Raw genomic sequence first — 17,842 nt, 5'->3', positions numbered from 1 at the left:
GCATAGGTGTATTTGATTCATGCCTCCATGTCGTCTGACACGCCGCCTTCGCGAGCAAGCCCGCTCCCACAGAAGTCCTACCCTTCGTCGGACATTCGGTTCCGGCCACAAACAGGTTCGCTCGCGCCGTGAACCTTGTCTCCAGAGCCCGGTCATACCCGAGCATTTTTCCTCTCCTATCGTCGTCATCTCATTCGAGTTGTCCGTTCATGCGCCAAACCGTCGTTGCCTTGCGCTTTGCTTCGCTGTGCCTGCTTCCCCTGCTCCCCGTTTTTGCCAGCCCCGCCCACGCCGATGGGCAACGGCAACTGGTCGACGCCATCAACGACTATCGCGCCCACCCGCAACGTTGCGATCGGCGCCCCGCGCAACGCCTGTCCCCCCTGACGCTCAAATCGAACCTGGCCCTGCCCGTTGGCTATGGCGGTGGGTTGCGGGACCGGTTAAAGGCTTCCGGCTATCAGGCAACCATGGTGCGCTCTATCCGCGTGGTGGGTGCGCGGGATGCCGAAGAAGCCTTCGATATGTTCCAGGACGAGCACTGCGCCGCACTGCTCGACAACCAATACGCCGATATCGGCGTCAGTCGCGCCGGGAGCGAGTGGCAAGTGGTGCTGGCGCAGCCGGTACTCGACCGGCAAACCGCCGATCCCCGCAGCGCCGCCCAGGCGTTGCTGGCGCAGGTCAACGCTGCCCGGGCCAAGCCACGCCTGTGTGGTCGCCAGCGCTTCGCCGCCGCGCGGCCGCTGTCCTGGAGTGCGGCCTTGGGTTCCGCAGCGCAAAATCACAGCAAGGACATGGCCTACGGCAACTACTTCGCCCACCAGGACCCCGACGGGGACATGCCCGCCGACCGCGCCAGGGCTGCCGGCTACCGTGGCCGCCAGATCGGTGAAAACATCGCCGCCGGGCAAGGTTCGCCGAGCAAGGCCATGGCCGGTTGGCTCGCCAGTCCCGGGCACTGCGCCAACCTGATGAACCCGATGTTCACCCAGGTCGGTGCCGCGTACGCCGCCAACGCCCGCAGTGACAACGGTGTTTACTGGACGATGCTGTTCGGCGCGCCTTGAGCGGCGGGCCAGCCCCACGTTGCGGGCATTGAAAAGGTCTCGACGGGAAACTGTAGGAGCCAGCTTGCTGGCGATGGACTCAAGTGCGCCGCGCTCATCCAGTCCACACGCGTCATCGTTAACGACCATCGCTGGCAAGCCAGCTCCCACAAGGGGCCATGCCCACGCTGAAACTGTAGGAGCCAGCCTGCTGGCGATGGACTCCAGTGCGCCGCGTTTATCCAGATCACCCGCGTTATCGTTAACGACCATCGCTGGCAAGCCAGCTCCCACAGGGGGCCATGCCCACGCTGAAACTGTAGGAGCCAGCCTGCTGGCGATGGACTCAAGTGCGCCGCGTTTATCCAGATCACCCGCGTTATCGTTAACGACCATCGCTGGCAGGCCAGCTCCCACAAATGACCGCGCCCACGCTGGGAAACTGTAGGAGCCAGCCTGCTGGCGATGGACTCAAGTGCGCCGCGTTTATCCAGTTCACCCGCGTTATCGTTAACGACCATCGCTGGCAGGCCAGCTCCCACAAGGGCCATGCCCACGCTGAAACTGTAGGAGCCAGCCTGCTGGCGATGGACTCCAGTGCGCCGCGTTCATCCAGAACACACGCGTCATCGTTAACGACCATCGCTGGCAAGCCAGCTCCCACAGGGGGTCATGCCCACGCTGGCTCCACATCGTGAAAAAACCAAGGCATTAAAAAGCCCGCACTGGGCGGGCTTCGCGGGTGAGTACAAGTAGGTGGCCGGTGCTGGTCTCCGGCTTACAAGGTTTATCAGGCCTCCCACAAAAGAGTCGTGAAACCGTAATGGAACTCTTCTGCTTCACACGGCATAAGGGCTGGATCCCAGCGCGGGGATCTTTCTAACCGTGTACCCTTCGGAACGCGCCCCACGTCTCCTTGCTATCCTTTTGCGCATCAGTCTGCGTCTTCACCTACAAGGTTGAGGATAGCAAAACAGGGACGATTGCCAACCGGGCTTTTAGACCGATTTCGACCAGCAGAAAACATGGCAGGACGGAAAAATACTATCGATCCAGGGATGACTTTACATGGATGAACTTCACCTAGGCAGTTGCCTCTGCGGCGCCGTCAAATATCGCCTGTCGAGCGAGCTGAAAGCCATCACCCATTGCCATTGCAGCCAGTGCCGAAAGAGCCATGGGGCTGCGTTTGCGACCTATGCAAGCGCGCCCGTCTCGGCGCTGTCGATCATGACCGGCACAGATTCGCTTCAGGCCTATGAATCGTCCAAAGGTGTCACCCGGCAGTTTTGTTGCCGCTGCGGATCTTCGCTGTTCTGGACTGACTCGACAGGCGCGTTTTCCGAGTGGGTTTCGATTGCCCTCGGCTCGCTGGATACGCCGCTACGGACACGCAAGCAAAAACATGTTTTTGTCGGTTCGAAAGCGGATTGGTACGAGATCAGCGATCAGCATCCACAAGCGGACTGAGCGAAGTTGCTTGCAGATTTTGCATACACCCACTGACCCTGTGGGAGCGGGCTTGCTCGCGAAGGCGGCGTGTCAGACGACATGGATGCTACCTGATACACCGCTTTCGCGAGCAAGCCCGCTCCCACAAGGTAAGTGGGTGTACACAGTTCCGTGCATCACGAAGGCCGACGCACCACCCTCACCTTGCCGCTTTCGCCGCCACCGCAGAACAACCGCTCGCCGCCGTCGGACTCCAGTCCCGACACGCCGACGCCTTCGGGCATCCTGAGGCTCTCGAGTACTTCACCGGTTTGCGCGTCGATGCGCCGCAACTCACTCTCGTCGCCCTCCCAGGTGCCATGCCACAGCGAACCTTGCACCCAGGTCACGCCGGTAACGAAACGGTTGGATTCGAGGGTGCGCAGGATCTTGCCGGTCTCGGGGTCGATCTGGTGGATCTTGCGCTCGCGGTACTGACCCACCCACAACGTCCCTTCGGCCCAGGTCAGCCCCGAATCGGTGCCCGCGCCGGGGGCCGGAATCGTCGAGAGGATGCGGCCGGTGCGGGGGTCGATCTTGTGGATGCGGTCGTCGGCGATCTGGAACAGATGCTCGCCATCGAACGCGGTGCCGGCATGGGCAGCGACATCGATCGAGTCCAGCAGCTTGCCGCTTTCCGGGTCGAGGGCGTTGATTTTGCTGTTGCTGGCGAACCAGACCTTTTCGCCGTCCCAGGTGACGCCGCACACATGATCGACCTCGGCAAACGGGCCATATTCACGAATGACTTCAGCAGTTGCATGTTTCATCTGGCATTCCTCAATGGGGGGTTGGTGGCGTTCATCCTAGCCACCGGGCAGCGGCGCCGGGAGTAACAAGGTCGTCGCGAATCCCGGCACGGGCGGCGTCATCCAGCGCCGCGCGCGGCCTCGGCCAAACCACTGCACCTTGCCCTGCTCCGCCAGCGTATCGAGTGCACGCTGCACCGTGCGCTGGCTGCTACCCAGCGCCAGGGCCAGGGCGGAACTCGACCACGACTCGCCATCGGCGAGGCAGGCAAATACCGCGGCAAATTTTTCCTCGACCGGTTGCGCCAGTGTCACCACCTCCGTGCACACGGACGTTTGCAGGGCAAAACCACGGGGCGTCGCGATGACGCCGGCCAACGGCTTGAGCGCCTTACGCAGGCGGCCGATTTCCACGCGAAGCCGGGCACGATGGGACTCATCCGAGAGCTTCAGACGAAACGCCCGGGCGATCAGCGTTTCCCGCGCAACATCGGCGGGCCAGGCTTCGGCCAATGCGCGGGCGAGCACGAACAGGATCGGCCGCGTCGCCAGCGACACCGACATGCCGCAGCCCCTCACAACGTACCGGCAGGCGTCCACCACCAGCGCCGTTGAACCGAGCAAGGCTTCGACTTCATCGAGCAGCAGTGCGCGTTCCTCACCCCGGGCAATCAGGCGTGCCGCGGGTGCGTCGAGCAGGCGCGCCACCTGTTCGACTTCAGCGATCAGCGCGGCAATCCCCGTCTGACCGGCAGCCTGCCCGGCTCGCGTCAACGCCTCCCGTGCCGCGCTCGATTGCAGGCGGCGAATGGCGATTCCCGCCAGCACCAGTTCATGGGTTGCACGCAAGGCCGGCGGCAAAGGGCCGGGGTCGAGACTGGCCAGCAACTGTTGAGCCTCATCGAGCTGGCCGATCAACAGCAGACGGCGGATTTGCAGATACCGCGCATGAGCGGCATTGACCCGGTCACCGTGCTGTTCAAGGGTGACCCGCGCCGTTTCGAGCGCCTTGACCGGCCAGCCGAGATCCCGCGACGCCAGGGCGATTTCGGCCTCGGCCACCACGCATCGGGCACGGGCCAGCACTTCCCTGGGCGAAAAGGCCCGCTGCGCGCGCTTGACCAGCGCCCGGGCGCGCACCAGATCGCCCAGTTGCGCCATAGCGATGCCGCGCAGGGCCAGCGCCGGCGCATCGTCGCGCAAGGCCACGCGGTCCAGAGCGCCCAGTGGATTGCCCGCTGCCAGCGCCTGGGCGGCGGCCGTGATCATCGAGTCCATCGAAATCCCGCCACGCTTGTCACTCCCATCATTCGATACCCGGGTTTAGTCTAATTCACGACCTTTCACCAGGAGCGTACAGCGATGAACACGCACAATACCGCGACCCGGGACCAATGGCTGGCGGCACGCCTGCAACTGCTCGAAGCGGAAAAGGCCCTGACCCGACGCAGCGATGAAGTGGCCAGGCAACGCCAGGCCTTGCCGTGGGTTCGCCTCGACAAGACGTACCGTTTCGATACGGACAACGGTAGCGCGACCCTGGCCGAACTCTTTCAAGGGCGCTCGCAACTGCTGGTCTACCACTTCATGTTCGGCCCCGACTACACGGCCGGCTGCCCTTCCTGCTCAGCCATTGCCGATGGCTTCGACCCCGTGGTCATCCACCTGGCCAATCACGACGTGACCCTGATGGCGATATCCCGCGCACCGTTGGCGAAACTGCAAGCCTACAAGCGTCGGATGGGCTGGACCTTCCCCTGGGCCTCGGCCGCCGACAGCGATTTCACCGCCGACTTCAACGTCTACTTCACCGAAGCGCAGCAGCGCGAAGGCCTGGTCGAATACAACTACCAGCGCGGCGGCCATGCCATGGACGCCAGTGACATACCGGAACCGGTGAAACAGTTCGCCGCGACCTGTGGCACCGACGCACCGACCTATACCCGCGACCGGCCGGGACTGAGTACCTTTGTGCTGGAGGACGGCGAGATCTATCACACCTACTCCACCTACGCGCGGGGCCTGGACGGGTTGTGGAGCATGTACCAATGGCTCGACCGCGCACCCAGGGGACGCAATGAAACGGGGCCCTGGTGGCGTCGGCATGATGAGTACCGGTGAGCGCCGGCGCCGTCACTGACCGCCGATGAAGACATCCGCCAGCTTGTCCACCAGCGCAGGTTTGGTCTGCGAGACCCAGCGTCGGGTCGCCCATTCCTGCCATTCCTCGGCACGGTCCAGGGTGTAGCGCGGCACAAAGTCGCCGAGGAACCGGCCGAGGTTGTGCAGCGTGACGTCATGGCCGGCGTTGGCCATTTGCTCGAGCAAATCCCTCAGGGCCACTTCGCATTCGGGCGGCCACTTTTCGCCGGCCAACAGCTGTTCGACCGAAGGGCGTCGATCACAACCCAGCGAATTGCAGACAGGCATCGGCATTTTCCTCGGCGTGGTGTTGTGTGAGAGTCAGCCGAAGATGCTGCACAGTTCAATGCTGCGCAACCACTTCACCTGACGGGCCCCGGAATGGCGATCGCTTCCCGAGACCAATGAAAGGTGTTCGCCGGCCGCCGTTTGTCCGTGGGCATGTTGTTGGTACACCACCAGCACAGCATCGCCCACGTCGGTATTGACCAGCTCATTCCAGCTGAACAACGCGACGTAGCCGTCACTGGCGCGCGCCACCACATAGGCGCGCTTCCAGCCCTTGGGGTCATCGCTCCTGAGCCCGGCCTTGAGCACGATTTCCCGCAGCAGCACCCCGCGATAGCCCTTTTTCTGGGCTTTTTGCGCATTGCCCTCACAGGTGTTGCTGGTCAGTCTCACCCAGTCGTAACCCGGCATGGCTTGCAGGTCGGCCACGCTCAGGCACAGGGGATTGTGCACCTGCCCCACCACCTCCAGTGTCTGTTGCGCCACATCGATGACGGTGCCGGGCAACGGCAGGGGTTTGGTGCCGGGGCGAACAAGGCTTTGCACAGTGGAAAAAATGGAACGCATGACGATGCTCCTGTCGTGGTTGACCAATCACCGTGGACCCGGGCTGCGCTATGGCAGCCAAGGACCGCTCTGCCGTGCTTAAAGCAGCGGCAGGCTGTAGCTGAGGATCAGGCGGTTTTCATCCAGGTCGCTGCTGGCATTGCCACGCAAGCTGGCGTTACGCCAGGAAATGCCCAGCCCCTTGAACGGGCCGCTTTGCAGCGCGTAGTCGATGCGCAGGTCGCGCTCCCACTCTTTGCGATCACCGGCGGCGGAATCGATGTTGTCGCCGCTGAGATAAGTGACCACGGTCTTGAGACCCGGCACGCCAAGCACGACGAAGTCATAGCCGTACTCGGCCAGCCAGGTGCGCTCGCCGGCACTGAGGAACTTGCCGATCTGCCGGTCGGTGATCAGGTACGCGGTGGCGCCGTCACCCTGGTTGACGAACGGGAACGCGCTGTCGCCGGAGACTTGCTGGTAGCCCGCGCTGAAGGCATGGCCACTCAGGCTGTAAGTGAACAGGGCGCTCCAGGTGTTGTTGTCCACCTCACCGACGTGAGTGTCCCCCGCTCGCCAGAAGCCGCTGCTTTTATAACCTTGGGCACGCCCGGCCGCATTGCCGTTCTTGCCATCGGCGCTGCTGTTGAAATAGCGCAGGTCAGTCTTCAACGCGCCGGGGCCGATGGCCAGGGTGTGGATCAGGCCGAGGAAGTGCTGCTGGTAGAAATCTTCGAGACTGCCGTAGTAGTACTGGGCGGTCAGGTCCTTGGTGACCTTGTAGTCGCCGCCCGCGAAAACGAAGCTGTCCGAGTCTGCCAGCGCAGTGCTGGCCGGCGTACCGGCGGGACGCGTCGCGCCGCTGATGCGCAGGTCGACATCGTCGGTGGAACTGCGGGTCTTGGTGCTTTGCAGTTGGCCGGCGGTGAGGGTCAGGCCGTCGATTTCGCTGGAGGTAACCTGCCCGCCTTCGAAGGTTTGCGGCAACAGCCGACCGTCGTTGAAGTTGATCACCGGCAGCTTGGGCTGCAGGGTGCCCAGACGTGCTTCGGTCCTGGAAATGCGCACCTTGCCGGTCACGCCGCCCTTGGAATATTCATCGACCGCATGGCCGTCGCTGTCCACGGGAAACAGCGCCCCCGGCGTGCGGTCGATACCCGCCTTGCCCACACGACCGCCGCTGTCCAGCTTCAGCCCGGTCATGGCGATGGCATCCAGGCCAAAGCCGACGGTGCCCTGGGTGAACCCGGAAATCACGTTGAGTTGCAGCCCCTGCCCCCACTCCTTGGCCTGGCTGGCGTAAGCGGCATTGCCCACGTTGCCCTGGCTTTCGCGGTTGTCAGAGTTGAAATAGAAATTGCGCAGATTCAGCGAGGCCTTGCTGTCATCGATAAAACCGGCGGCGATGGCCTGGTGGGTCAAGCCACCGAGGGTGATGGCCAGGGCCAGGGGTTGCAGCTTCATTGTGTTTACTCCGGTGCGGGTTTCTTGTTTTTTTGGTGCCCATGGTCCTGATTCCCTCGTGACCTGACGTTTTCGCCTATCGCTATATATTTTTGTATATAGCGATAGGCGAAATTTACCGCCTGCGAGTCTGCAGGCGCTGTCAGTGCTACGTGATTGAGGCTGGGAAAAGATCGAAACAGGTCTGGCGGCCTGCATCTTTCTAGAAGCTGACTTTTTAGTCAATAAATTTAACTGACGGGATTGGCAACCCAACAGGGCGTTAAATCACGCCCTCTGCCGGGTTCAGAAGCGAAAGCGCACCTTATCTATCGTGCAGATGCTTTCTCAAGAACGACCGGGTTCGCTCCTGTACAGGGTTTTGCAGGATCTCTTCGGGTGCCCCCTCCTCGACTCCAGTACGCCGCGTTTATCCAGCTTCCACGCGTTATCGTTAACGACCATCGCTGGCAAGCCAGCTCCCACACAGGACCGCGCCCACGCTGAAACTGGAGCCAGCCTGCTGGCGATGGACTCCAGTGCGCCGCGCTCATCCAGTTCGCCCGCGTTATCGTTAACGACCATCGCTGGCAAGCCAGCTCCCACAGGCGCCATGCCCACGCTGAAACTGTAGGAGCCAGCCTGCTGGCGATGGACTCCAGTGCGCCGCGCTCATCCAGTTCGCCCGCGTTATCGTTAACGACCATCGCTGGCAAGCCAGCTCCTACAGGCGCCATGCCCACGCTGAAACTGTAGGAGCCAGCTTGCTGGCGATGGACTCCAGTGCGCCGCGTTCATCCAGTTCGCCCGCGTTATCGTTAACGACCATCGCTGGCAAGCCAGCTCCTACAGGGGGCTGTGTCCAAGCCGAAAGTCCCCTCGATTCATGATCAATCCGGCAACAGTGTTTATCCCGCCGACCGATTTTTGCGCCCCTGCCAAACGCCTAACATCGACTCCACCCAAGTGAATAATCCCCGGGATAACGCTTAAACCACGAGGTAAAGATCATGAAACTGTTGAAAATCGCACTCTTGCTTGCGCTGGGCAGCGCCGGCACCCAGGTCTTGGCAGACGACAGCCACTCGACTGCCGCCGCCAGCTCACCGCCAGTTGAAACCTACACCTACGGCACCCGGCTTGATATCAAACGCGTCATCGAAGTATCGGAAGTCGCCAATGAATGCGGACCGGTCCCGGCGCGCATGACCTATGAAGATTCTCGGGGTCAACGTCGCACCGTCGAATATCAAGTAATGGGCACCGGCTGTTCGAACGGGTGAGCACTGTATGGACGATGGAGGGTCGACACTCCATGGGTACAACGCCAGCTACACCGACGCACCGACAATTTTTTCATCAGACGCCAGCAACCCCGGAATGGAATGCTTGAGAAATTCCACCCAGGTTTTTATTTTTGCATCCACGAACTTGCGTGAAGGGTAGATCGCAAACAGGTTCAACTCTTCAAGCCGATACGCCGGCAATACGCGCACCAACGTCCCCGCCCGCAGGCCCTCGACGGCCGATGCAATCGGTTGAATGCCAATCCCCATCCCGTTCTTGATCGCGAAGGTCATGGCGTCAGCCGTGTTGACGTGAAAGGGCGACACCGGCGTGCTGAATGTCTCTGTCCCCTGCGGGCCTTCAAATACCCAGTGCTCGGCCGGCATGACCGTGTTGACGATTCGCAGGCAATCATGGCCGACGAGTTCACCCGGTGATTGGGGAATTCCGCGTTGGCTCAGGTACTCGGGCGAGGCGCAGAGAATGCTGTAGGTGATGCCCAGCCGCTGGGCGACAAAGCCGGAATCGGGCAGGTCCCGCGCCAGCACGATCGACATGTCGTAGCCCTCCTCGAGCAAGTCCGGCAGGCGATTGGTCACGGTCAGGTCAAACAGCACCGAAGGCCAGGTTTGCCGGTAGCGGGCGATGGCGCCGATCACGTAGTGGTTGCCGATGGCGGACATGGCGTGGATTTTCAGTCGGCCTGCGGGCATGACCTGGGTCGTGCCCGCCTCTGCATCGGCCTCACGCATGTCCTCCAGGATCCGCTCGCAGCGCTGCAAATAGCGCACACCGGCTTCGGTCAATGCCAGGCGCCGGGTGGTGCGGTTGATCAAGCGCGTCTGCAGCCTGGCCTCCAGGCTGGAAACGGCTTTTGATACGTGGGTCGTGGTGGTGTCCAGCATCGCGGCCGCCGCGGTGAAGCTGCCGCTTTGGGCCACCGCCGCGAAACAGCGCAGGGTCTGGAAAACATCCATCGGTTTCACCTCCAGGGATAGGCAGACAGGACGGTCCCGTGACGCACCGCCCTGATCTCAGGCACTACGGCTTGCGCGCAATGAATCCGGGAACACCGGTTTCAACCACCGAGTTGAAGCGTATACGGGTGGTGATGTCTTGTTGAATCTCGATCATGGCCCTGTGCGGCAAAGTCGAGATATCGATGTTTTCCCGGATATGGCTCGGCGTTGCCGAGGTGGTCAGGAACGCCACCCCGCGTTGCACCGACCAGGCCAGCGCGACCTGGGCCGGGGTTTTCTGCAGACGCCGGGCGATGCCGGTGAGCACCGGGTCTTGCAGCACATTGGGCTGCATGCCGTGCCCCAATGGCGCAAACGCCAGCACGATAATCCCGTGCGCCTTGCAGAACTCAAGCAGTTCCCACTCCGGCAAATAAGGGTGGGCCTCGACCTGCACCACGGCGGGTTTGATCCGGGCTTCGGCGACCAGCGCCTTCAGCGCCTCCAGCGTGATATCCGACACCCCGATGGACCTCGCCCGCCCCTCATCCACCAGGCGCTCGAGCGCCCGCCAGGTTTCGGTCAGCGTCACGCCGGTGTCGTAGATGACGTTGCCCAGCGCGTCCCTCGGGTCCTGGTTGTCGCCGGGTTGAAAGGCAAACGGCGTGTGGATCAGGTAGCAGTCGATGTAGTCCACTTGCAGGCGTTGGCAACTGGCGGCGAACGCGGGCTCGACGCGCTCGGGACGGTGGTTGGTGTTCCACAGCTTGGTGGTGATGAACAGGTCTTCGCGGCGGACGTTGCCGGCGGCCAGCACCTCCGTCAGCGCCACACCGACCTGGGCTTCGTTGCGATAACGCTCGGCGCAATCGAAATGGCGGAAACCGGCGGCCAGCGCTTCCTTCACCGCATCAGTGGTCGTGGCGAGATCGCGGAACAAGGTCCCGAATCCAACCGCCGGCATCTCGACCGCTCCATGGTTGAGCGCAAACCGGGTATCGCGCAGTCCGTCGTGAAAGGCTTCATAGGTCATGTGTCTACTCCAGGCCGCAGCCATTATTGATACGAAGGTGTCTGCCCGTCGCCCGAGGCAACGCGTTGTTCGAAGGTGCCGACAGCGTTACCGCCCAGGGCAACAAACAGCTGCACGGTGTCGAGGTACTGCGCGGTATTCACGCGGATCTGTCCCAGCAGTGCCTGCTCATAGGCACGCTCCGCTTCCAGGACCTGGAGGATGCTGTTCTCGCCTTGCGCGAAGGCCTGCTGGTTCAACTGCAGACTGTTTTCGGCCGCGCGCAAGGCGTCGGTCTGGGCCAGGTGTTCTTCGGCGTCATGGTTGATCGCCTGCAAGGTGTCGGCGACCTGCCCGAACGAGTTGATGACCGTCTGTTGGTATCCGGCGAGCGTCGCCTTGTAGCCGTCGACGGCGGCCTGCTGCTGGGCCTTGAGCGTGCCGCCATCGAAGATCGGCCCGGCCAGCCCGGCAGCGAAACCCCAGAGTGCCGCGCCGCCATTGCCCGAAGCCGCCTGCGCCAGAGAGGCCGACAACGTGACATGGGGATAGCGGTTCGCCGTCGCCACGCCCACCGCCGCGCTGGCCATGTGCAGTTGCGCTTCGGCCTGCAGCACATCCGGGCGGTCGTGGGCCATTTCCGAAGGCAGGCTGACCGGCAGGTTCGACGGCAGGGCGAACTCGCTCAAGTCGAAGTCGGGAGCGATCCAGTCCGCCGGCCCCTTCCCCGCCAAAATCGACAGTGCATGGCGTGCCGCATCGCGCTGCTGAGCGAGGGGCGGCAACAACGTGCGGTCCTGGGCGAGCCGGGTCTCGGCCAGCGACACATCGATCTGCGTGGTGCTGCCGTTGAGGTGCGCCATGCGCACCAGCTCCAGGTTTTTCGCATCGTTGGCGAGCAGTTTTTCCACGGCCTGCATCTGCGCGTTGGCCGAGGCCAACAGCAAGGCCTGGCTGGCAACGTTGCCGGTCAACGTCAGGTACGCCGCTTCGTAGCGGTGTTTTTGCAGTTCGGCAAACGCCTGCTGCTGTTCAACCAGACGCTGGTTGCCGCCGAACACATCAAGGTCGAACCCCACCCGCGGGCCAATCGCATAGAAGTTGGAGATCGAGGGTTCCCTGGCGTTGTGCAGCCGCTGACGACCGGCCACGGCAGCGAAATCGACCTGCGGATACAGCGCGCCCTGCGCCGCCGCGACAGATGAGGCGGCCTGGCGGATCGTTGCGTCGGCGGCCACCAGGTCCAGGTTGCCGTCGATGGCACGACGCACCACGTTGTCGAGTTTCTGCGAGCGAAAGGCCGTCCACCAATCGCCACTGACCTTCTTGCCAAGGTCGATGCGAGGGGCTGCACCCTGGGCAAGTCGCTGCTCGGCCTGTGGGTCATAGTGCTGCGATGTACTCGCCGGCGGTGTTTGATAGTCGGGGCCAACGGTGCAAGCCGTCAGCAAGAAAAGCAGCGACAGCGCCGCGATCTTCGTTTGCAGCAAGTATCGGGTGATGACCAGCGCACAGGATTTCATTTGGCGAACTCCACGAAAACTAATTGGCCGCAACAGGCTTGCGAAGAAACAACACCAGCGGGCTCACCACCAGCATCACCACCATCAAGATCTTGAACTGATCGACCACGGCGATGAACGCGGCCTGGCCGGTGATCATTTCGTTGAGCCCCTCCAGCACCTGCAACGGCGCCGAGGCCAGCGACTGCGTGGCGGTGCGGTACGGCGTGAGGTTGCTGACCAGCGCCATGTGCATGGCCTGGGTGTTGTTGAAGAAAAACAGCTGCACGATCGCCACCCCCAGCGTGCTGCCGTAGACCCGGGCCAGATTGAACAGGCCGGTGCCTTCGGCCCGCAGCGCGGGGTCGAGGGTACTGAACGCGACGTTGCTCACCGCCGGCATCAGGATGCCCAGGCCCGCGCCCTGGATCGCGCCGGCGACCGCCACGGGCCACTCGTCCATCAGCGGCGAATAGCCGAGCATCAGCCAATTGGCATAGATCACGATGGCGATACCGGCCGCGACGAAGAGGCGACGGTCGAAGCGCGCGGGCAGCCGCCCCATCAGCAGGAAGGCGCCGACCAGGCCCATGCCACGCGGGATCGTCAAGGCGCCCGTGGTGTCTGGCGGGTAGCCGAGAATTTCGTCGAGCATCGGCGAGGTCAGGGCCATGGTCGACAACAGCACGAAACCGAGGGCGAAAAAGATCACCGTCGACAGCACGAAGTTGCGGTCCTTGAGCAGGCGCTTGTTGAGGAAATGCACGTTCGAGGTCAGCACGTGCACCACGAACAGATAGAGCCCCAGCACCGACCCCACGGCTTCGAGCCAGATCTCGGGCGAGGCGAACCAGTCCAGCCGTTCACCTCGATCGAGCAGCATCTGCAGGCTGATCAGGCCGAGGGTGAAGGTGCAGAAACCGAAGAAATCGAACGCCGGAGGTTTTTCGGCTTTCTTCTCGGTCAACAACAGCGCCGCCACCAGGAAGATAAACAGCGACAGTGGCACGCTGAGGTAGAACATCGGGCGCCAGCCGAAATGTTCGGCGATCCAGCCACCGATACTTGGGCCGCTGACAATGCCGAACAGCACGATGGCGGTCCAGCTCACGCCGAACTTCGCACGTTTTTCCGGCGGCAAGGTTTCCAGGGCGATCGCCATCGACAACGGCGCCAGCACGCCACTGGCAATGCCTTGAACGATGCGCGCGCCGACGAATTCCAGCGGCGTCGTCGCCACCGTGGCGAGCAGCAAGCCCAGGACAAACAACGCCAGCGCCGACTGATACACCCACTTCAAGCCAAAGCGTGCGGCCAGCCACTGGGCCAGCGGCATGCTGATCGCACTTGCGGCCAGGTACGAGGTGAAAATCCAGCCCGCCTGATCGTCGGTCATCGACAGGCTGCCCTGAATCAACCTGAGTGCCGCGTTCGGCAACGGCAGGTTGGCCGACTGCATGTAGGTCGCCAGCAAGGCGGCGAACCTGAGCGAGCGCGCACCCTCCCCGCCGGGGTTGACTATCGATTGGGCGTTCATCAGAAGTTACCTGCGGTCAGCAACGCCTTGAGCGGATGCCACCAGGGGCTGCGAAACCGGGTGTCGATCTTTACCGTGGCGCTGGTCCCGGAGAACAGCGGCAGTGCCGGGTCCACTTCATCGAGCTCAAGCCGTACCGGCACCCGCTGCGTCACCTTGACCCAATTGCCGGTCGCATTCTCCGGCGGCAGCAGGGCGAAATCCGACCCGGCCCCCGGGCTCATGCTGGTGACGTGGGCCTTGAACACGCGATCCGGGTAGGTATCGATGCGGATGGTGGCTTGCTGGCCAGGGCGCATGTGGGTCACGTCGGTCTCGCGGAAGTTGGCCTCGATCCAGATCTCGTGCACGGACAGCAAGGCAAAGGCCGGCGCGCCGTTGTTCAGGTAGTTGCCCACCTGCAGGTCGTCGACCTTGGCCACGATGCCGTCCTGCGGCGCGTATACCGTGGTGTACGAGAGGTACAACTGCGCCTCGTCGAGCTGCGCCCGGGCCTCGCGCACCGTCGGGTGGCTATCGGCCTCGATGTTCGGATTGCCGTTCAGGGCCACCACGGTGCTGGCGATCTGTTGCTCGATGGACGCGATCCGTTGCCGCGCCACCTTCACGTCGGTGTCGGCCCGTTCGTAGATCGACTTCGAAACGAACTCGGTCGCGACCAGTGCTTTCTTGCGGGCAAAGTCCTTCTGGTCGAAGTCAGCCGACTCTTTCGCCGATTGCAGTTCCGCCTGCTGCTGGCGATAGCTGGCCTTGAGTCCGTCGATCCGCAGCCGCGCCACGCTCAGTTGCGCTTGCGCACGGTCGACGGCGATCTGGAAGGGTTTCGGATCGATCCGGAACAGCACCTGGCCCTTGCTGACCTGCTGATTGTCCTCGACGGCAATCTCGACCACTTGCCCGGAGATCCGCGCATTGATCGACGCCTTGGCCACGCGGGCGTAAGCGTTGTCGGTCGATACATAGGCCTGGCCCGACACATGGTGGGCATAGCCCAGCGCCGCGAACAGGAGTGGAACACCCACCATCAGCCAGGGACGCAAGGTCTGTCTCAGGGGTTTTCGGGTGGGCGCGCCGGCCGGGTTGGGGCCAGGCTGCCCGAAGGTCTGTGAAGCCGGGATATCGAACGCTTTGGTCATGATCGAGTTCACCTTTAGCCGGGTAATCGGGCCAGCATCGGCAACAAGTGCCGGTGGCCCGCAGGTCAATAAATGCTGAAAAGAAGCAAGCCCGTGCGCGGTCGGGAGGATCGCTCCCAGCGCGTCGGTTTCGTCGCCGCAGCACTCGGTTCGAGCCCGGCTACAACAAACCCTGGATCAAGGAATTTCTGATTCCTTAATTTTGTGCGATGGTGTAAGAATATCCCTCACCCCATCACCCCACAAGGATTTTGTACGACATGGCACAAAATAAATCGACAGAGGGCAAAGGCCGCGGCCGCCCTCGGGCCTACGACCCGCAGACCGCGTTGCAGCAGGCACTGGGTGTGTTCTGGAACACCGGTTATTCCGGCGCGTCCCTGGACAGCATCGCCACCGCCGCCGGCATGAACCGTCCCAGCCTCTATGCCGCGTTCGGCGACAAGCACGCGCTCTACATCAAAGCGCTGGAGCAATATTGGGAATTTGCCGCGGCGGCTATGCATGAGGCGCTGACGGACCTGAACCTGCCGCTGGCCGAGGCCTTGCAGCGTTTCTACGAGGGGCAGTTATCGATTTACTTCTCGGGCGATGGCCAACCCCGCGGTTGCTTCGCCATCGGCACGGCAACCACCGAAGCCGTCGAGGACCCGCAGATTCGCGAAGTGCTGTCCGACCGTTTGAGCCGGCTGGATGCCGATCTGGAAGTTCGCCTGCAAGCGGCGAAAGATGCCGGCGAGTTGAAAGGCGATGCCGACCCGGCCGCCCTTGCCGTGCTCGCCTCGTCCCTGCTGCACAGCATTTCGATCCGCGCCCGGGCCGGTAAATCCCGAGACGAGCTGACAGGGCTCGCACGCCAGGCGATCAGAGTGATCTGCGGTGAGTGAAAGACTCGAGGATATTCTTGCCGAGGAGCTTGCCGTGATCTTTTGCGGCATCAATCCCGGCATGACTGCCGCCGCCCAAGGGCACCATTTTGCCGGGCGCGGCAATCGCTTCTGGCGCACGCTCCATCTCGCCGGGTTTACGCCTGAGCAGGTGCAATCGGAAAACGACCGGACGCTCTTGCGCTATCAATGCGGCTTGACCGCGGTGGTCGAGCGGCCGACGGCCAGCGCCGATCAATTGTCCTTGCACGAGTTCAGCGCCGCCGCAGCGGGCTTCGAACAGAAAATCGCCCGCCATGCGCCGCGTTTCGTGGCATTCCTGGGCAAGGCGGCGTATTGCGCGCTGTCCGGTCAGCGCGAGGTTGCCTGGGGCCTTCAAGCGAAAACCTTCGGCAACGCTGCGGTCTGGGTCCTGCCGAACCCCAGCGGCAGAAATCGCGCGTTCAGCCTTGAGCAACTGGTCGCGGCGTACCGCGAGCTGCGCCTGGCCGTCGACGAAAACCGGCCGCAGTGATCACGCCGGAGGAATCGTCGCCAGCACACCGATCAGGATGGTCAATACCAGAAAACCGCCGAGAAAAATCGTCATCTTGGCCATGCGGCCTCCCACACTATGAATTGGCGGTACAGCGAGCGCCGAGTGCTGCCGTACCGGAGATTTATTGTGGGCTGGCGGCTGTATCCGTTACAGAGGCAGATTGCACTGAAAAATACGGATCAGATGCGCTTTGGGGCTGTGCTTTCGGGCGTATGGCACAGAGGAATTTGCGGCCGACATCCACAAACGGCGTGACGATCAAACCCTTCATCGTCAGGTAACGCTCGTGATCCTGTTCCCCGGTGCCGAAGGCGATGACCTCGGGTGTGGGGCGGGTGACGTACAGCGTGCCGAACATCCAGTCCCACAGCGACAGGTTGATGCCGAAGTTCTTGTTGAAGTGTCGTGGCGCATCGCTGTGATGAATCTGGTGTTGCGCCGGGCTGCTCAGCACCCGTTCAAGCACCGGTCCGAAGGACAACCAGACATGGCTGTGACGCAGGTTGGCCGCCAGGCTGTTGAAGATGAACACCATGTAGGTCACGCCAAACAGTGTGTAGCGGCTGATCTCTCCCCCGCAGGCGTACCAGAAGACACCGGCAAAGGCGCCGACACAGATGATGTCCGTGAGCTTTTCGACCACCTCTTCCAGAAAGTGCACGCGGCTGGCCGTCGCCGGCACCAGCACGGGCGCCGAGTGATGGACTTTGTGGAAGGCCCACAGATACCGCGAATGAAACGCGCGATGGCCCCAGTAATGGCTGAAATCCTTGACCAGGAATACCCCCAGTCCATAAAGCAGGGTCAGCGCCAGGTGCTCCTCCACTTGCGTGCGCGCGCCCCACAGCCCGGTGAAGAAGGCGATGTAGTCCGCCGAGCGCAACACGTACGGATCGACCAGAGCGACGATGGGCAGCACCAGGACAACCTTGAGGATGGCCAGTACGAAGTAATAGCGGTAGTCGAGCAGCGCCGAGCGGTGCAGGTAAACCCGGCTGCCACCGATGAACTCAACGAACGAGCGCGCGTCGGTCAACCCCCGGGATTTGCGGTGCCGGAACAGGCAATAAGCAACGCCGTAAGACATGCAGAGAAAGGATAGACCGAGTCTGCCGTTGAAGTCGAAAATGCCCAGGAACTGCCGGGTGACCGGCTCGATCACCCACTGGGATAAATAAAGATGGATTGCGGCAAGAACATCCATACCGGGCTGCCCGACGTAAATGGAAGGGCAATTGTAAATGAGAATGAGTCTTTAGTGTGCTGAATTATGTCC

The 17,842-nt window shown here is 62.4% G+C and carries 17 protein-coding genes and 1 pseudogene; 6 read left to right on the top strand and 12 right to left on the bottom strand.

What is annotated here, in order from left to right; translation table 11 throughout:
- Positions 1–209 precede the first annotated feature (209 nt).
- Together C9422_RS31365 and C9422_RS31355 are read left to right on the top strand one after the other, a co-directional pair.
- Positions 210–1,070, top strand: a complete 861-nt coding sequence (locus tag C9422_RS31365) for a CAP domain-containing protein (RefSeq protein ID WP_116583339.1) — start codon at positions 210–212, stop codon at positions 1,068–1,070.
- A gap of 1,047 nt (positions 1,071–2,117) precedes the next feature.
- Positions 2,118–2,519 (top strand): GFA family protein, encoded by a 402-nt coding sequence (locus C9422_RS31355; RefSeq protein ID WP_116583337.1) that lies wholly within the window; start codon positions 2,118–2,120, stop codon positions 2,517–2,519.
- A 158-nt stretch (positions 2,520–2,677) separates the two neighbouring features.
- Here the strand turns inward: C9422_RS31355 and C9422_RS31345 are convergent, their stop codons facing one another.
- Entirely contained in the window at positions 2,678–3,310 is a 633-nt protein-coding gene (locus C9422_RS31345) for a PQQ-binding-like beta-propeller repeat protein (RefSeq protein ID WP_116583336.1), read from the bottom strand.
- A 36-nt stretch (positions 3,311–3,346) separates the two neighbouring features.
- Positions 3,347–4,567, bottom strand: a complete 1,221-nt coding sequence (locus C9422_RS31340; RefSeq protein WP_116583335.1) for a helix-turn-helix domain-containing protein — start codon at positions 4,565–4,567, stop codon at positions 3,347–3,349.
- Between the two features lie 84 nt (positions 4,568–4,651).
- On the opposite strand from C9422_RS31340, the gene C9422_RS31335 reads away from it, so the two are divergent.
- The gene (locus C9422_RS31335; RefSeq protein WP_116583334.1) at positions 4,652–5,410 is read left to right on the top strand and encodes a DUF899 domain-containing protein; all 759 of its coding nucleotides are present in this window, start codon (positions 4,652–4,654) and stop codon (positions 5,408–5,410) included.
- A gap of 12 nt (positions 5,411–5,422) precedes the next feature.
- On the opposite strand, the gene C9422_RS31330 is transcribed toward C9422_RS31335, so the two are convergent.
- The 4 genes and pseudogenes from C9422_RS31330 to C9422_RS32745 form a co-directional block, all read right to left on the bottom strand.
- Positions 5,423–5,719 (bottom strand): hypothetical protein, encoded by a 297-nt coding sequence (locus C9422_RS31330; RefSeq protein WP_116583333.1) that lies wholly within the window; start codon positions 5,717–5,719, stop codon positions 5,423–5,425.
- 33 nt (positions 5,720–5,752) lie between these two features.
- Positions 5,753–6,286, bottom strand: a complete 534-nt coding sequence (locus C9422_RS31325; RefSeq protein WP_116583332.1) for a molybdopterin-dependent oxidoreductase — start codon at positions 6,284–6,286, stop codon at positions 5,753–5,755.
- A gap of 78 nt (positions 6,287–6,364) precedes the next feature.
- Positions 6,365–7,729 (bottom strand): OprD family porin, encoded by a 1,365-nt coding sequence (locus tag C9422_RS31320; RefSeq protein WP_116583331.1) that lies wholly within the window; start codon positions 7,727–7,729, stop codon positions 6,365–6,367.
- A gap of 304 nt (positions 7,730–8,033) precedes the next feature.
- Positions 8,034–8,123: pseudogene (locus tag C9422_RS32745) on the bottom strand (polar amino acid ABC transporter ATP-binding protein); the annotation flags it as partial.
- A 595-nt stretch (positions 8,124–8,718) separates the two neighbouring features.
- Here C9422_RS32745 and C9422_RS31310 point away from each other — a divergent pair.
- The gene (locus C9422_RS31310) at positions 8,719–8,991 is read left to right on the top strand and encodes a DUF2790 domain-containing protein (protein WP_116583330.1); all 273 of its coding nucleotides are present in this window, start codon (positions 8,719–8,721) and stop codon (positions 8,989–8,991) included.
- Between the two features lie 48 nt (positions 8,992–9,039).
- Here the strand turns inward: C9422_RS31310 and C9422_RS31305 are convergent, their stop codons facing one another.
- The 5 genes from C9422_RS31305 to C9422_RS31285 all read right to left on the bottom strand — a co-directional run bounded on the left by C9422_RS31305 (position 9,040) and on the right by C9422_RS31285 (position 15,141).
- Complete coding sequence (locus C9422_RS31305) at positions 9,040–9,972, bottom strand: LysR family transcriptional regulator (protein WP_116583329.1); 933 nt, start codon at positions 9,970–9,972, stop codon at positions 9,040–9,042.
- 64 nt (positions 9,973–10,036) lie between these two features.
- Positions 10,037–10,987 (bottom strand): aldo/keto reductase, encoded by a 951-nt coding sequence (locus C9422_RS31300; protein WP_116583328.1) that lies wholly within the window; start codon positions 10,985–10,987, stop codon positions 10,037–10,039.
- Positions 10,988–11,010: 23 nt separating this feature from the next.
- Positions 11,011–12,489, bottom strand: coding sequence for an efflux transporter outer membrane subunit (locus C9422_RS31295; protein WP_116583327.1), 1,479 nt, complete (start codon positions 12,487–12,489; stop codon positions 11,011–11,013).
- A gap of 19 nt (positions 12,490–12,508) precedes the next feature.
- The gene (locus tag C9422_RS31290; RefSeq protein WP_116583326.1) at positions 12,509–14,005 is read right to left on the bottom strand and encodes a DHA2 family efflux MFS transporter permease subunit; all 1,497 of its coding nucleotides are present in this window, start codon (positions 14,003–14,005) and stop codon (positions 12,509–12,511) included.
- Positions 14,005–15,141: an HlyD family secretion protein gene (locus C9422_RS31285; RefSeq protein WP_116583325.1), complete on the bottom strand. Its 1,137-nt coding sequence runs from the start codon at positions 15,139–15,141 to the stop codon at positions 14,005–14,007. Before C9422_RS31285 ends, C9422_RS31290 begins: the two co-directional genes overlap by 1 nt.
- Positions 15,142–15,401: 260 nt before the next feature.
- On the opposite strand from C9422_RS31285, the gene C9422_RS31280 reads away from it, so the two are divergent.
- Positions 15,402–16,028 (top strand): TetR/AcrR family transcriptional regulator, encoded by a 627-nt coding sequence (locus tag C9422_RS31280; RefSeq protein ID WP_116583324.1) that lies wholly within the window; start codon positions 15,402–15,404, stop codon positions 16,026–16,028.
- Positions 16,021–16,542, top strand: coding sequence for a G/U mismatch-specific DNA glycosylase (gene mug / locus C9422_RS31275; RefSeq protein WP_116583323.1), 522 nt, complete (start codon positions 16,021–16,023; stop codon positions 16,540–16,542). Before C9422_RS31280 ends, mug begins: the two co-directional genes overlap by 8 nt.
- 145 nt (positions 16,543–16,687) lie before the next feature.
- On the opposite strand, the gene C9422_RS31270 is transcribed toward mug, so the two are convergent.
- Complete coding sequence (locus tag C9422_RS31270; protein WP_116583322.1) at positions 16,688–17,770, bottom strand: sterol desaturase family protein; 1,083 nt, start codon at positions 17,768–17,770, stop codon at positions 16,688–16,690.
- Positions 17,771–17,842 lie beyond the last annotated feature (72 nt).

It is taken from the genome of Pseudomonas sp. B1(2018), assembly GCF_003097365.1.
GTDB lineage: Bacteria > Pseudomonadota > Gammaproteobacteria > Pseudomonadales > Pseudomonadaceae > Aquipseudomonas > Aquipseudomonas laurylsulfatiphila.
Note: the sequence above shows the minus strand (reverse complement) of the source record. Positions and strands in the feature narration are given on the sequence as shown.